This window comes from Ureibacillus acetophenoni (genome assembly GCF_900220965.1).
Classification (GTDB): Bacteria; Bacillota; Bacilli; order Bacillales_A; family Planococcaceae; genus Ureibacillus; species Ureibacillus acetophenoni.
Genome location: NZ_OBQC01000010.1, coordinates 23,680 through 39,015 on the forward strand (window position 1 = coordinate 23,680; position 15,336 = coordinate 39,015).

Below are 15,336 nucleotides of genomic sequence, written 5' to 3' on the forward strand. Positions count from 1 at the left end.
GATTGAAAAAATCTACAAAATTGCTGAAATTATAGAAGAACAATATTTTGAAGTTTCATTATTAACATATTTATCAACGTTCACGTGAATACTAATCGTTTTGCAATCTAAGTGTTTATTAAACTAACACACTACTAGTAAATAGATAAAACGAAAACTATAATATTTGGAAAAAGAGGTACACATATGCTAGATAACTTTGGTTTACGATTCTTAGCTGCAGGACAGGCTTTGGAAGTAGTATCCACTGATGGCATGGACGTTGCATTACTTTCTTCTTATGATGGTACGGAAATTATTCATCACCGGCTTAGAGCTGAAAGTAGTTGGGCAATAGGACCATCAGAGGGGTGGACTGGTTCAGAATTTATTTTCCTATTAGCAGGAGAAATGAGTGTCAAAGTAAAAGATAATATTAGGATCTTAAAAGCAGGCGATTCACTTAATGCAAGTTTGCTAACACATGACTGCTTTTTTCAGGCCAACGAAGAGACCGAATTTCTGTATGTTACATCGCAGCCGGTTTTTTATCATTATAGTAATGTTCTGCAGGGGATGCGAGAATTGGCCATTCAAGTGGAAGAAAAGGATGGCTACACGGCGGACCATTGTAAACGCATTTTGCAATTATCCATGACAATCGGGGAGCGGATGAAGCTTAATTCCACTGAACTCTATCAACTTAATTTAGGCTCATTTCTACATGACATCGGGAAGGTCAAAGTTCCCGAAAATGTCTTGAATAAGCCAGGAAAACTAACTTCAGAAGAGTGGGAAGTCATGAAAATGCACCCTACTTACGGAAAAGAAGTCTTAGAGGAAGCTAATTTTCCTTTCTTAGAAGTTGCTGCTATCGTGGAACAACATCATGAACGATTTAATGGAACTGGCTATCCGAAAGGGCTTCAAGGCGAGGAAATTTCCGTCGCTGCTGCCATAGTTTCTGTTGTAGATTCCTTTGATGCGATGACGACAGATCGAGTTTATCGAAAAGCACTTACACATGAGGAGGCAACTGCCGAAATCTTGAAAGGAAGAGGGACGCTCTATCATCCCGAGGTAGTGGACCATTTTATTGCTATTCTTAGTGATGTTAAAGGAGGTGAAATTAGATGAAAAAGTTTACGATTGGTATTATTTCTACGATATTGCTTACATTTGCTTTTGCTGGTACTGCAGGCGCTGCCTATGATTCTAGTGGAGACATTCACATTAACCTAAATTCAAATCTCCTGCCTACATTCTCTGGTGAAACAGCAACAACTACTTTCGAATTACAAGAGAGCCTGCACAACACACTTACAAATACTACGGGTGTAGAAGTAGATCACTCATATATTTGGATAGGCATCAACGGTGTTAATATTCTTGCGATCGATCCACCGAAGCCTACTTACAATTTTCCTGTAGTAAAGAAATGATCTTGAGAGACAATCGAGGGTAAGTCACGGACGGGAAAAATATATTGGGATAATATAAGTCAAGTAATCTTTCCCGGCATGTGGACTTACAAAGTGTAGACCTAAACCTTCTAGCAATCATTGCTATGAAGGTTTTTTTTGATGTTTTTTGTAAAGAAATAAAATGAGATTACATATAGCTTGCAAAAATGCGAATTAGCTAAAATCCTTGGCTACGGGCAAACTATTGGAGCCATTCTTGTTCAAACTTAGAATCCTTGTATAGTAATTGTATAGTAAAGGAAGAAATAGCGTAATGTTAAAAAGACTACCTGATGCGCTAACATTAAGTAGTCAAACATAGAAGTCGATTCCTTCAAGGGGGACTGGCTACAGTGGTATGTATGTGCCCCATCTGAGCGGCTAACTCAAGGATGGGTTATTTTTTATGCTTTGATGAAAGTATTGATACAATTAACGCTGCGGATGCTACTGCAAACATTAATGCCTCATATACAGTCATTTGCATCACACCGGGCCTGCAGGATGCAGGTCATGCAGACGTTGCCATAGGACGTGGTGCTCTTAGTCTGTCTTCCTATTAAGGGGAGTGAGCCAACCACCCTTGAGTTATCAAACTATTACAACTAATTTACAGCACGTATGTCGTATTTATATATCCCAATTATACTCCTAATTGAAAAATAGAGTAAGCTTACTTTTTTTATAGGAAGAGGAGAATCGGAGCCTTTAAAGAATACATAATAATAGAAATCAAAGGAATGAGTATGAGTCACTTTACAATAGTGCATCATCAACGCTTCCTAAGCTTTAATATGTGATAAGTAAAGTTCTTTCATAATCTCTAATTGTCGCTTCGGGCTAACCTCTAAATCGTAATAGTTAACTAATTTCATAAGGGCTAACTTTCTAGAGAATAATCCAAAACTATTGATGAATGTTATCAAGGTTTCCTTTATATTTATATCCTTACGAATAGATCCATCGAGTTCTCCTTCTTGCATGATGCTTAACATCAAAACATAGATTTCTTCTCTCACTTCGTCATATAGTTCGATATCTTCCAAGCTTTGCGCTGATGTAGCTACATAATTTTCAAATGCATCAATAAACCTCGAAGAATTGATGGAGGGTTGGGTAACACTCTCCTCTAGGTAATCAAATATCTTACTAAACTTTTCATACGCATTGATTGGCTCATCGGCAATTCGTTGAAATTGGAAAAGTTCTTCATCCATGATTGAGGTTGCAACTGCGACAATCAATTTGTCCTTTTTTGGAAAGTATCGAAATAAGGTAGCGATGCCAATTCCTTCTTCATCAGCAATTGCTTGCATTTTGACGTTTTCTAATCCAAAGTTTGCAAATAATCCTTCAGCAGTATTGACAATACTTTGGTAACGTTTGTTTCTATTTTTTTCTCTTAATCCAGTTTTGTTGGAAAGGTCCATAATAATCTCCTTTGGTTAAAACTATTTCTAGTCATACATGATCTATTTATTTTGCAATTATATCAAACTTCAATTACAATTTGAGTAATGATAGTTAAACTATCATTACTTTATCTGGATGAAGTAGTGGTAACCAATTTTATACTGTTAAACATTTACGGGAATGATGATTAGGAATCAATCCCGATTAGAATGGGGAGGAATTATTATGGGTCGATTAGACAATAAGGTTGCAGTAATTACTGGTGGCGCACAAGGAATGGGAGCGTCTCACGTAAGACTTTTTGTAAAAGAAGGTGCAAAAGTAGTTTTCACGGATATCAATGAAGAAGGTGGAAACGCTTTAGCAAATGAACTAGGTGCAAACGTTAAATTTGTGAAGCAAGATGTAACCAATGCTGATGACTGGGCTAATGTAATTGCTGAGGCAGAAAATGCTTTTGGTCCCATTAATATATTAGTAAACAATGCTGGGATCAGTATGAGTGTTCCACTAATGGAAATGACAGAACAACAATATCGCAAAATCGTTGATATTAACCAAGTATCTGTATTCTTAGGCATGAAAGCGGTAGTTCCTTCCATGCAAAAAGCAGGAAATGGTTCAATTATTAATATCTCATCTATAAATGGACTTGTTGGTGGTGCAATAGGCTACACAGACACAAAATTCGCTGTACGTGGAATTACAAAAGCAGCAGCGCTTCAACTCGGTGCATTAGGAATTCGTGTTAACTCTGTACATCCTGGTGTAATCGAAACGCCAATGGTTACACAAGGTGATGCAGTAGAACAAATAAAAGAGTTTGCAAAACACATTCCATATCAACGTATAGCACAACCTGAAGAAGTATCTAATATGGTACTATTCCTTGCGTCTGATGAATCTAGCTATTCAACAGGTTCTGAATTTGTCGTTGACGGTGGATTAACAGCAATGTAATGGAAAGCCGTAATTTATAGTAAAAATGCTTAATTAACCTTCTAAAGGTTTAATTAAGCATTTTTATTTCGCTAAAATTCGCTTGTAAGGTAGGTGATTACCGATCGAAAGTGAGATTAGAAATTACATAGAAGTAATAATGCCCGCAGTTTAGAAAATTTGCACGGTGTAGTGAAATCGTCGTTTCAAATCTATCAACCTTTGAATATATTGTCATAAAGAAATAGATATTTTCTATTAGAGGGGATGGCAATGTATAAAAAAGTAGCCGTAGCAATTATTCATGGTATGGGAAATCAAAAAGAAGGGTTTGCAAACGAAACGATTGCCAAGATTACTAAAATATTCACTGAAAAAATGAAGCATCTTGTGGAAGATCCTGCTTCCCAACTTGTCATTCAACCGGTTCTGTGGGCCACAGTGTTTAGAGATAGTGAGGAAAATCTGTTTAATAAACTGGTTCGGGATAATCAATTAAATTATCAAGGACTAAGGAGTTTCCTCATCAATTATTTAGGTGATGCAATTGCTTATCAACCTGTGGAGACGGCAAAGCATAATTATGAGAAAGTACATGAGAAAATAGGGGAAGGTCTGAACAACCTTTCTAAAAAGGCTGGAGAAAATGCACCATTATGTGTCATTGCACATAGTTTAGGATCGGTAATGGCAATTAATTATTTTTATGATTTACAATTTAAACGACATGAAGTCACTTCAATCATTAACAATTCTTCCCCTTTGGAAAAAGGCGATACGTTAACCTTATTCTATACAATGGGTACATCCCTCCCATTATGGAGTTTACGATATACAAACTTTAACCGTCCGATTCACATTCCTTCAAAAAACCTCCAAAACTACTATCCCGGATTACATGGAGAATGGCTCAACTTTTACAGCAAAAATGATGTGTTAGGTTTTCCACTAAAGCCTGTAAATGAAAACTATCATGCCGCTGTTGACGAAGATCGAGTAGTAATGGTAGGTAACTTCTTAACAAGTTGGAACCCATTATGCCATACAGCCTATCTAACTGATATGCGAGTAATTGAACCAATCGTGGATGGTTTAGTGCGTACGTGGAGACAGATTAATCATTTGTAATTAGGGATTAACCATACTTAAACAGGGGGATTGGTTCATAATTAGGATTAACCCATCAGAGCGACGAACTCAAAGGTGGGTTAATCTTTATTTACTGACGAAAGTATTGAGAAAGTAATTCATAGATTTTCTTGAATTTATTATACTCCGCAAATTTCTAGTAAGTTTATACTGTTTTTAGATGAATTATCATTTATCTAGTTCCCTAATAGGAAGGCGATGTTATGGTTAAGTTTGAATGTTCCTAGGGGGATAGATAATGAATAAATTTTCAAATGAAACGAATGAATTTTTTACCAATAAACATGAATTATATTATGAGACGATAACAAACCATGCTCATAAAGAATGGATCGTCTTGTTCCACGGTTTAGGTGGAAATTGCTCGATATTTTATAAACAAATTCCAACCTTAAAAGAACAATATAATCTACTTTTAATTGACTTACCTGGACATGGAGAGTCGAGTAATTTACCTAGTGAAGAAGCAAATACATTATATGCAACAAGTAAACTAGTAATTGATATTTTAGATAAAGAGAATATTGAATCTGCACATTTTGTAGGAGTCTCATCAGGTACAATTTTGATGCAGTATTTAGCCATGCATTTTCCTAATAGAATACAATCGATGGTATTAGCAGGTGCATCTGGTAAATGGCGTAAGTGGGGAGAGATACTCGGCAAAACAACGTTGGCAAAAGGAATACGAAATTTACTTCCATATAAATTGCCCTACGTGACCTTCGCATATATATTGATGCCAAAAGTTAATCACAAAAAATCTAGAGGGATTTTTATCAGAGAGGCCAATAAACTGAGCAAACAATCTTACCTTCGATGGGCTTTTGTTATAAGAGACTCGTACAAGATCTATAATGAGCTGAGTAAATTGACTAATGAAATTCCGAAACTCTATATATGTGGAAATGAGGATCATATGTTTATAGACGGAATTAAATCTCACGTTCAAAATGAAAAAAATTCAAATTTATACATAATTGATAAGTGTGGGCACGTATGTAACATAGAAAAACCATTAGAATTCAATCAACTTACTTTAGATTTCATAAAAAATCAATCTACTCAACTACCATCAGTTAGAGAAGAAAAAATAAAAATCCACTCGGGTACTTCTATTAAAAAAGTTTCCTAAATGTGGGTTCTAATTCTCTAATCATAGTTGAGGTTGGTTATTATCGAAAATAAGCGGAGAAATTCCCTTTAAATCAAAAACTACCTCTATTTCTTTTAAAATAAAGGTAGTTTTTCCGCTTATTTTATTTAAATCGGTGGATTTTGCCTTTTTTTGAACTGTTAAGGGTAAATTTTCCCCTTATTTTTGCTTTTTAAGCGTCGGTTATGACCGTTAAGCGTAAAATCTCCCCTTATTTATCAGATATCCCAATCAGTTACACACTTGATTTACGACTAGTAGCCAGGTATAGGAAAAGGGCTGTAAGAATGACAGTAGTGATAAGTGGGAGCAACAATGGTCCTTCAATATCCCCAGCCATGAATAGGGAAGCTGCGGCATTCGTTAGTTGGGCTGGGCTCCATTCCATCCATTTTTCGAAAAGTGATGTTAAAAGTGATAATAAAATACTCAAAACAAGCGTAAATGCGGCCACAAATCCGCTGCTTTTCAAAAAGCTGCTAAGAAAAACAGTGAATGTAACTATAAACAATATCCAGATGAAATAGATAAGGGTACCCTTAACCATATCTATAAATGGAAAATCGCCGATTAATAATACTGTGTAATACCATGAAGCTAGCATGCCTAGGAATACTGATCCTGCACTAAGTAGAACAACACTCATCCATTTAGAGGTAATATACGATGGATAGCTAACAGGCTTTACTAGAATTGCTTTGATCATTCCGCTTCTCCGTTCAGAAGAAACGATCCCCATAAAAGCAAGAACAAGAACGAGAACCCCAATCTGGTTAAACTGTCCCATAGTTTGTGTTAAGACTTCTCCGCTTGTAGGCATTGGAATTTGGATGATGGACCCTTCTGGGAGGTTACTTGCGTTTTTCAAGATTTCGGGCATATAGTAGCTTGTGATCGGCTGCATAAGTCCGAACAATACAAATATAAGTGGGATCCAGATGATTTTATAATTGAGGGTCATCTCAAGCCATTCTTTTCGATGAAGAACGAACCACTTTTTCATCTTCCCACCACCTCCATGAACAGGCCTTCAAGACTTGTTTGTCCTACCGTGAAGCTTGTAATTGGCAGCTGCTTTTCGTTTATTTCAGCTAGAAGTTGAGTTCTTGCCTCGGCAACACTTTTTACATAAATTTCAACCTTATCATTCGCTGAAATCACTTTTGAAACAACATCCCAACTTTCAATGCTCCCAGCCCACGCATCTAGATTTTCATCCGCTGCGATGACAATAACATCTTCCTGATGCTTTCGGCGTAGCTCCGATAGGGACCCCGATACGGCAAGTTCACCTTTATGAATCATAATGACATCATCACAAACTTCCTCAGCATCATGAAGGATATGAGTCGAAAACAGAATCGTCGTCGTTTCTTTCAATAATTTCATCAATTCAAGGATTTCCCTACGTCCAACAGGGTCAAGTGCCGAAACCGGCTCATCCAGCATGAGCAATTTTGGTTCATGAATCAGTGCCTGTGCAATTCCGAGACGTTGCTTCATCCCTCCTGAAAACCCACCGATCTTACGCTTTTTAGCATCGGCAATGCCTAAAAGTTCAAGTAACTCATCAGCACGGGCCATCGCCTTGGCCTTAGACATTCCAGAAAGCTCACCCATTAACACGAGGTATTCCATAGCATTCATCCAAGAGAAAAAAACAGGGTACTGTGGCAGGTAGCCTATATCTTCCCGGAAATCCTTTTTTTCAACACCTAAAAAGGATACCGAACCCTTTGTTGGTTTTTGCAAACTTGCGAGCATTTCTAACGTAGTAGTCTTTCCTGCGCCGTTTGCACCAAGCAACGCGACACAGTGACCTTCCTCGATTGAAAAAGATAAATCATTAACGGCCACATGTTTTCCAAATGACTTCGTTAAGGATTGTACTTCCATCAGCTTCATCCATCCCACACCTTTCAAGGAAACATTTATCTAATCACGCTTTTTCCCAATGACAAAATACAAAATCGGACCAAAAGTAGCGATTAACAGAACAATCAGTACCCACATCCATTTAGGTCCATTCGTTTTCTCAGTTTTCACAAGATCAAACAAAGCAATAATTAATAAAATCGCCTGAATGACAATGAGCGGAGCGAGCAAAGCCCAGTTAATTTCAAAGTTGAAGTTCAATATCATTACCCCCTTATTAACATACCTATGTTTGTTATATGCTTAGTATAACAGATTTGTTCTATGTTTACTATAACAAAAATATTGAGATGTAAATAAAATAAAAACCAACCCACATTAATTTCGGTGAACCGTACCACAAAGAGCGGAAACTGAGCTTGATAATCAGTGGTTAGATTAGTTAAACATTGAAAAAGCCTCTGGTATTCACCAAAGGCTTTTTTCATCTTTTAATTTAGTTTATGATTAGAAAATTGTTCTTTGAAGATGGTTAATTACGCATTCACAGCAAGTTGAATCATCAGTTCTATACCCGCTGGAATCGCAGCTTCATCTAAATCGAATTTGGGGTGATGGTGTGGGTACGCGCTGATTTCGCTTTTCATCCCGACATGAATGAATGCTCCTATTTTTTCCCTCAAGTAGAAACCAAAATCTTCTGCCCCAAGTACAGGTTCAATTAATGAAAAGACTTCTTTGCCAAAGGTTTTCTCGATAATTCCTCTTGCAACGTCACAAGCTTCTGGGTGATTGTATAGTGGGGGAGTTCCCTCGATTAACTTTAAATGTCCTTTTGCATCAAAGCTTTCACAAATGGACTCCGTTAACTTAGCTGTTCTTTGAAGCATTATATCGGCACCTTCTTGCGTTAAGGCTCTTATTGTTCCTGAAAGTATCACTTTTTCAGGAATAACATTGTAGGACATGCCTGTTTGAAATCCAGTAATTGAAATCACGCCACCGTGTATAGGATTTAAATTACGACTAACAATCGACTGTAATCCTTGTATAAGGTGACTTGAAATATAAATAGGATCCACCGTTTCATGTGGGTTACCAGCATGACCACCTTTACCTTCAATAACAATATCAAAGTCGTCACTTGAAGCCATGAAAGGCCCTACTGAAAACCCAATTTTGCCTAAGGGAATATTGGACATATAATGAATACCGTAAACGGCATCAACATCATCTAATACACCTTCTTTTACAAGTTGTTGTGCCCCGCTTGGTGACATTTCTTCAGAGCTTTGGAAAATAAGAACAATGTTGTTTTTTACTAAATGTGCATTTTCACTCATCCACTTGGCAGCTGCAAGTAAAGTAGCAGTATGACCATCGTGACCGCATGCATGCATGACGCCAGAAACTGTTGAAGTATAGGGCTTGTCTCCTTCTTCAATAACGGGAAGAGCATCCATATCTGCTCGCAAAGCGATCGTTTTTTCACCATCTGTTCCTTTAAAATATGCGATAACGTTAGGCTCTGAGAATTTTTCCATTATTGGAATCCCGAATTCACCTAATTTTTCCTTCACGTAAGCCGCTGTTTTATATTCTTGTCCCGACAATTCGGGGTACATATGAAAATGTCTGCGTTGTTTAATCGACCAATCAATTAGCTGTTGGTCAACGTAGTGTAATTGAAACATAAAGTACCTCCACTAAAATGGGCCATATTGAATGGCTTGTGCAATAATTAAAAATATAATACTAATAATGATTTGGATAATGATAAATGGCATAACCCACTTAATCCATTTTGTAAAAGGAATTCCAGCAACAGCTAGTCCTGCAAGTAAGACACCTGAAGTAGGGAATAGGGAATTCGAAATACCATCTCCAAGTTGATAAGCAAGTACAGTTGTTTGTCTTGTTATGCCAACAAGATCAGCTAATGGTGCCATAATGGGCATTGTAAGTGCTGCTTGTCCACTTCCAGACGGCACAAGGAAATTTAGGAAAAGTTGTAAAAAGAACATTCCGATGGCAGTAAAAAAAGGTGATAGTTGACTAAGTAAAGTAGAGGCAGAGAAAAGAATCGTATCGATTAATTTTCCATCTTGAATAACGACGAGAATGGCTTGAGCAAAACCAATGATTAAAGCTCCTCCAACTAAATCTTTTGCTCCATCAATAAAACTATCCGCAATTTGGCTTGGGGATAACTTTCCTACAATCCCAAACAAAATACCAAATAATAAAAACAATCCTGCTATTTCAGTAATATACCATCCATATTTGATCACACCAAAAATTAAAGCAACAAAGTTTAGTAAGAATAATATTAATATGATTTTATGACGGAAAGTTAAAATGACATCTGTGTTTATTTTAGCTTCGTCTTCATTTGTAAAGTGACCTAAAAATCTTATGCTTGGATTGGCTTTAACTTTTTTCGCGTATCGCCATACGTATAGTACGGCAGCTAAATACAATACAAAAAAGAGCGCGATTCTTAAGCCAATGCCAGAGAATGTAGGCAATTCTGCAATGCTTTGTGCAACTCCGACAGTAAACGGATTGAGAACTGCAGCCATAAATCCAACCCCAGCACCTAATGAAACAATTGCATATCCAACAATAGCATCCAACTTTAACGATACAGCTAATGGTGCAATGATGGCAATATAGACAATCGTTTCTTCAGCCAATCCCATTAAAGCCCCGGCTACGGCAAAAAAGAGCATAAGCACAGGAATTAGCAGTAATTCTCTATTTCCTAATTTCTTTGTGATTGTAATGATAAAAGCATCGAGGGCACCTGTAAATTTTAAAATTCCAAATGCTCCTCCAACAATTAAAACGAAGAATATGATGCCCGCTCCATTGATCATCCCAATATGAATATTACTAAAAATATCTAAAAATCCAACAGGTGACGATTCTGTATATTGAAACGAACCTGGTACGACTAAAGTTCGACCATTTTCTTCAATTCGCTCATACTCACCTGCAGGTAAAAAATGTGTGAGGGCTGCCGCAATAACAATAATAGAAAATAGTAAAACAAACGCGTTTATGTTAAGAACTCTTTTGTTCTTACTTGTCTCTTTTGTCTGTTCGTGATTCATATATATAAACTCCTTTATGTCTAATCTAAGATGAGTTGAATATTTATGCAGTTTATTTTAATTTATATTCAAATAATATTCAATGATAATTTTGATATTTTTTTGATTGTTATAAAAAACCACTAAGAACGTTCATTAGCAACGTTCTAGATTACTAATAAGGTGTAGTTCTAAGTGATAAATAGTCTTCCAAACCATACATATAACCATTTTGGAATAACAATTATAACGAGAAAAGTATATGAAATAGTGTCAAATTTATGTCATAATCGCTTAGGTATAGTTCTTATGAAAACGTTTACAAATCATCGATGGAACTAACAAAATGAATAGTAGATTGAGCAATAATTGAATTAAGGTTATAGGGGAAAACAGTATACATCTTAGATTATGCAACAAGATATGGAGGTTTTTTATGGTAGCACTTAGCGGTTTAGGAATTCTATTAGGGTTTATTTTCCTTATGATAGGTTCCTGGAAAAAGATAAATTTATTAATTGTCACATTAATTACTAGTGCAATTATTGCTGTTTTTAGTGGATTAGATATTGCTGAAACATGGACAGGTCCATATATGTCAGGATTCACTAGTTTTGCTAGTCAGTATTTATTATTGTTTGTAATTGGAGCAATGTTTGGAAAAATTATGGAAGATAGTGGTGCTGGTTGGAGGTTAGCAAATGTTGTTGCAACGAAAGCCGGAGACAAATGGTCCATACCAGCATTAGTTGCCATAACAATGATCTTATTGTATGGCGGTGTAAGTATTTTCGTTATTGTGTTCTTTATCTTACCAATAGGTAAAAGTTTGTTCCAAAAACTACGTATACCTTGGTCTTATTTCCCAGGTATCGCCTTAATTGGTACAATCCCTCCTGTAGGTATGTTACCAGGCTCATTACAAGTACTAAATATTATCCCAACAACCTATTTTGGTACAGACCTAATGGCAGGTGCAGGAGTAGGGATAGTGGCAACGATCGTATATCTCTTAGGTGCAGCATTATTTGTAAAGATTTTATTAAAAAATGCGGACCAACATTTTGATATTAAAGAATTCCAAAGTATTAGTGCAAATGATATTGACGAGGAAGCTTTAGCAAAAAAAGCACCTAATGCGATTCTATCTGTTATACCTATTTTAACAGCCTTACTATTAATAAATATATTCAAAATGGATATCGTGATGGGACTTCTAGTCGCTAGTATAGTTGGGCTACTGCTATTCTGGAAATCATTAAATAATATTAGCACTACAGTAAGTAAAGGAGTAGAAAATGGTATTTTACCGTTAATCTATGTTTCGGTAGTAGTTGGTGTAGCAAAAGTTGTTGAAACTGTTCCTTTCTTTGAAGTGATGAAGACTACGTTATTAGAATTACAAATAAACGGTATGTTGAAAATTATGTCAACTGTATCCGTCGTATCTGCAATGACAGGTTCTTCTTCGGGAAGTTTAACGATGATCACTAATTTATTTGGTTCGGAATTCTTATCTTGGGGATATGATCCTGAATTAATTCATAGATTGATGGCTACAACTGCAATAGGCTTTGACTCAATGCCGTGGAACTCTGTAATTGTAGTTATGTTCACATTAAGCGGAGTTGCGTATGCAAAGGGCTATAAACACGCGTTTGTAACTTCTGTTTTATTACCAATAATAGCGGCCTTTTCAATCTTATTAGTTGCACCATTCTTTTATTAATTAGATACTCTGACCTTAGGGCTTTTCAAGGTGTTGGAAATGAACTCCAACGCCTTGATTTTTTACATTAACAATACAAGAAAATAAATCGAATAAATGAATTCCCCTTAAAAATAGAAAAAAAACTCGATTACAAAAGGTACAGTTTGACAATAATTTAAGATATTAAGGAGAGAATCAGATGAAAAACAATGAATTAAAAGAAACACCACATATTAAGCCAAATGGAGTAGAAATAGCAGAAACGATTCTATTGCCAGGCGATCCACTTCGTGCAAAGTTTATTGCTGAAAACTATTTAGAAAATCCAGTTCTTTTTAATGAAGTCAGAGGGATGCTGGGATACACAGGAGAATATAAAGGAAAGAAAGTTTCTGTTATGGGTACCGGTATGGGGACACCAAGCATGGCGATTTATTCGTGGGAACTCATTAATGTTTTTGGAGTTAAAAATTTAATTCGTATAGGTTCATGTGGAGCTATGCAAAAAGATATTAAGTTATATGACATTATTTTTGCAATGGGCGCAGCAACCAATTCAAATTTTGCCCATCAATTTGAACTTCCAGGTCAATTTCCAATTACCGCATCGTTTGAATTATTAGAGAAAGCTAAAAAAGTAGCGGATGAAAAAAATCACAAGGTGCATGTAGGAAATGTACTATGTAGTGATGTTTTCTACAATGCTGATGTAACTGCAACAGAAAAGTGGGCGAAAATGGGAATACTAGCAGAAGAAATGGAAACGACAAGTTTATATTTAAATGCTGCAAGTAGCGGAGCAAAAGCATTAACCATTCTAACAGTAAGTGACCATATGATTACACATGAACAAACAACACAAGAGGAAAGACAGACTTCATTTACAAAGATGATCGATATAGCTTTAGAGTTAGTATAAGTAGGGAGTCTAAAAGCAACATTAACCCTTACTGTTTAGAAATTATACGCAAGGGCCAACCAAAACCGCCTTTTGACTGATAATCCAATATGCTTGATTATGCTTAATTAACCAACCAAGGTTTAATTAAGCATTTTTTTATTCCCCAAATCAACCCTAAATTGTGTGTAAATTGTGTGTGTACCTGGTACCGAAAAAATTCAGAATTGTTTCTGTACCTGGCACCATAAAAATTTTTTCATCCACGATGTCTCTTTTTTTCCTTTTTCAAACTATTTAAATGTATGAAGACATTATTTCAAAAGGGAGAGATGAAGTTGGAATACCAAGATGTATTTGTTGTTACTACCTATCGATTAGGGGAGATGTATCAGTGCCCTGCGGAAACGTTGATTTGGAATTTCCTCGAACACGAAGATGAATTTGTTGAAGGAGTTCATTTTTATCAATTAACGGCTGAGGAACTTGAATTTTTAGAAGCACAGTTTCCGTATGAATTTGTTGAATGTAGTTCTCCGTATTTATGGACGTTCGAAGGAATGTACAAGCATGCAGAATTACTATCTGGGCTTGAAGCTTGGAAGGCGTATGTGAATTTAGTTTACTACCATTTTAGTGAATCAGAAGAACTGAAAGAGGCCGTCCACATACTTGAAAATGTAACGAAACAATTAGAGGCTCTTTATATTTACCGTATTTGTGAAAAGGAGTGGAATGCACAATGAAAGACAAACTACTAATCCCTGAAGCACCTTTACAAACGTTGCCTACACTTGTTTTGAAACTTGGTCTTAAAGAAGCACTAATTCTACAACAGCTCCATTACCGTCTTTTGAGTTCACCATATGAAAGAGATGGTTATACATGGTACAAACATACGTACACCGACTGGCAGAAGCAGTTACCGTTCTATTCGGAACGATCGATTAGTCGAGCGATTCTCAACTTAGAAAACGACAAAATTATCGTTTCAACCCAAGAATACAATCCATATAAACTCATAAAAACGAAATGGTATCGAATCGATTACGAGAATCTTTACCGCGTACTTGGGGTTGAATATGACCCGAAAAGCCAAAAGATAATTAATTTTAACCCAAAAGAACTATTCCCGTATTACGCTGTTGATGTAGATGGCATTCACGATTCATTAAATGATTCTGCCAATAACCCGCAAATTGGCAGTACCACTAACACGGGAGAAACGTCGGGTACATGTCAAACTTTGTTTACGCAGGATGACACAGATGGTGCATCTATAAAAGAAGAATTAAAAGAAGAATATAAAAAAGATATTGTCGTGAAGAATCACGACGTTGCGGCTGAAATCATTCAGTACTTAAACAAAAAAACAAATCGTAACTACCGATTGAATAGTCACTCAACCAGAAGGTTTATCAATGGCCGATTTAATGACGGTTATAAGTTTGAGGACTTTATAAGTGTCATTGATTTCAAAGTAAAACAATGGTTACACGATCCAAAAATGAAAAGCTTCTTACGACCAAGCACATTATTTAACCCTACAAACTTTGAAAACTACTTAGTTGAGTCACAACAAACTCCAATAAAGCGGAAAAGACGTGAAGTGAAACCAGTTGAATTGGATTTCACGTTAGGCGAGGAAGATTAAACGT

At 36.3% G+C, this 15,336-nt stretch carries 15 protein-coding genes; 9 read left to right on the forward strand and 6 right to left on the reverse strand.

All coding sequences use genetic code 11. The annotated features are described in order from the left end of the window. The first annotated feature begins 186 nt into the window (after nt 1-186). Both CRO45_RS13060 and CRO45_RS13065 read left to right on the forward strand, forming a co-directional pair. A complete protein-coding gene (locus tag CRO45_RS13060; protein WP_097150079.1) occupies nt 187-1,116 on the forward strand; it encodes an HD-GYP domain-containing protein in 930 nt (309 codons plus the stop codon). Continuing rightward, a complete protein-coding gene (locus tag CRO45_RS13065; protein WP_097150080.1) occupies nt 1,113-1,421 on the forward strand; it encodes a hypothetical protein in 309 nt (102 codons plus the stop codon). Before CRO45_RS13060 ends, CRO45_RS13065 begins: the two co-directional genes overlap by 4 nt. A gap of 803 nt (nt 1,422-2,224) precedes the next feature. On the opposite strand, the gene CRO45_RS13070 is transcribed toward CRO45_RS13065, so the two are convergent. Then, entirely contained in the window at nt 2,225-2,872 is a 648-nt protein-coding gene (locus CRO45_RS13070) for a TetR/AcrR family transcriptional regulator (RefSeq protein ID WP_097150081.1), read from the reverse strand. A gap of 208 nt (nt 2,873-3,080) precedes the next feature. Here CRO45_RS13070 and CRO45_RS13075 point away from each other — a divergent pair, with 208 nt between their 5' ends. The 3 genes from CRO45_RS13075 (at nt 3,081) to CRO45_RS13085 (ending at nt 6,078) form a co-directional block, all read left to right on the forward strand. Beyond that, on the forward strand, nt 3,081-3,815 hold the full coding sequence (locus tag CRO45_RS13075) for a glucose 1-dehydrogenase (RefSeq protein WP_097150082.1): 735 nt from the start codon (nt 3,081-3,083) through the stop codon (nt 3,813-3,815). A 252-nt stretch (nt 3,816-4,067) separates the two neighbouring features. After that, on the forward strand, nt 4,068-4,922 hold the full coding sequence (locus tag CRO45_RS13080; protein ID WP_097150083.1) for a chemotaxis protein: 855 nt from the start codon (nt 4,068-4,070) through the stop codon (nt 4,920-4,922). 259 nt (nt 4,923-5,181) lie between these two features. After that, complete coding sequence (locus CRO45_RS13085; RefSeq protein WP_097150084.1) at nt 5,182-6,078, forward strand: alpha/beta fold hydrolase; 897 nt, start codon at nt 5,182-5,184, stop codon at nt 6,076-6,078. 256 nt (nt 6,079-6,334) lie between these two features. Here CRO45_RS13085 and CRO45_RS13090 read toward each other — a convergent pair whose 3' ends face one another. From CRO45_RS13090 to CRO45_RS13110, 5 genes are all read right to left on the reverse strand, one after another. After that, nucleotides 6,335-7,102, reverse strand: coding sequence for an ABC transporter permease (locus tag CRO45_RS13090; protein WP_097150085.1), 768 nt, complete (start codon nt 7,100-7,102; stop codon nt 6,335-6,337). Then, a complete protein-coding gene (locus CRO45_RS13095; protein WP_097150086.1) occupies nt 7,099-8,004 on the reverse strand; it encodes an ABC transporter ATP-binding protein in 906 nt (301 codons plus the stop codon). The genes CRO45_RS13090 and CRO45_RS13095 overlap by 4 nt, the downstream gene beginning before the upstream one ends. A 30-nt stretch (nt 8,005-8,034) precedes the next feature. Then, entirely contained in the window at nt 8,035-8,235 is a 201-nt protein-coding gene (locus CRO45_RS13100) for a PLD nuclease N-terminal domain-containing protein (protein ID WP_235864594.1), read from the reverse strand. A gap of 275 nt (nt 8,236-8,510) precedes the next feature. Then, nucleotides 8,511-9,668 carry a M20 metallopeptidase family protein gene (locus CRO45_RS13105; RefSeq protein ID WP_097150088.1) on the reverse strand — a complete coding sequence of 386 codons (1,158 nt, stop codon included), beginning with the start codon at nt 9,666-9,668 and terminating at the stop codon, nt 8,511-8,513. Nucleotides 9,669-9,680: 12 nt separating this feature from the next. Then, nucleotides 9,681-11,090, reverse strand: coding sequence for a YfcC family protein (locus tag CRO45_RS13110; protein WP_097150089.1), 1,410 nt, complete (start codon nt 11,088-11,090; stop codon nt 9,681-9,683). Nucleotides 11,091-11,505: 415 nt separating this feature from the next. Between CRO45_RS13110 and CRO45_RS13115 the strand changes: the two genes are divergently transcribed. From CRO45_RS13115 to CRO45_RS13130, 4 genes are all read left to right on the forward strand, one after another. After that, nucleotides 11,506-12,798, forward strand: coding sequence for a GntP family permease (locus CRO45_RS13115; protein WP_097150090.1), 1,293 nt, complete (start codon nt 11,506-11,508; stop codon nt 12,796-12,798). Nucleotides 12,799-12,979: 181 nt separating this feature from the next. Continuing rightward, on the forward strand, nt 12,980-13,699 hold the full coding sequence (deoD, locus tag CRO45_RS13120) for a purine-nucleoside phosphorylase (RefSeq protein ID WP_097150091.1): 720 nt from the start codon (nt 12,980-12,982) through the stop codon (nt 13,697-13,699). A gap of 317 nt (nt 13,700-14,016) precedes the next feature. Next, a complete protein-coding gene (locus CRO45_RS13125; protein ID WP_170949489.1) occupies nt 14,017-14,424 on the forward strand; it encodes an ORF6N domain-containing protein in 408 nt (135 codons plus the stop codon). Next, the gene (locus CRO45_RS13130; RefSeq protein WP_097150093.1) at nt 14,421-15,332 is read left to right on the forward strand and encodes a conserved phage C-terminal domain-containing protein; all 912 of its coding nucleotides are present in this window, start codon (nt 14,421-14,423) and stop codon (nt 15,330-15,332) included. Before CRO45_RS13125 ends, CRO45_RS13130 begins: the two co-directional genes overlap by 4 nt. The last annotated feature ends 4 nt before the right edge of the window (nt 15,333-15,336 follow it).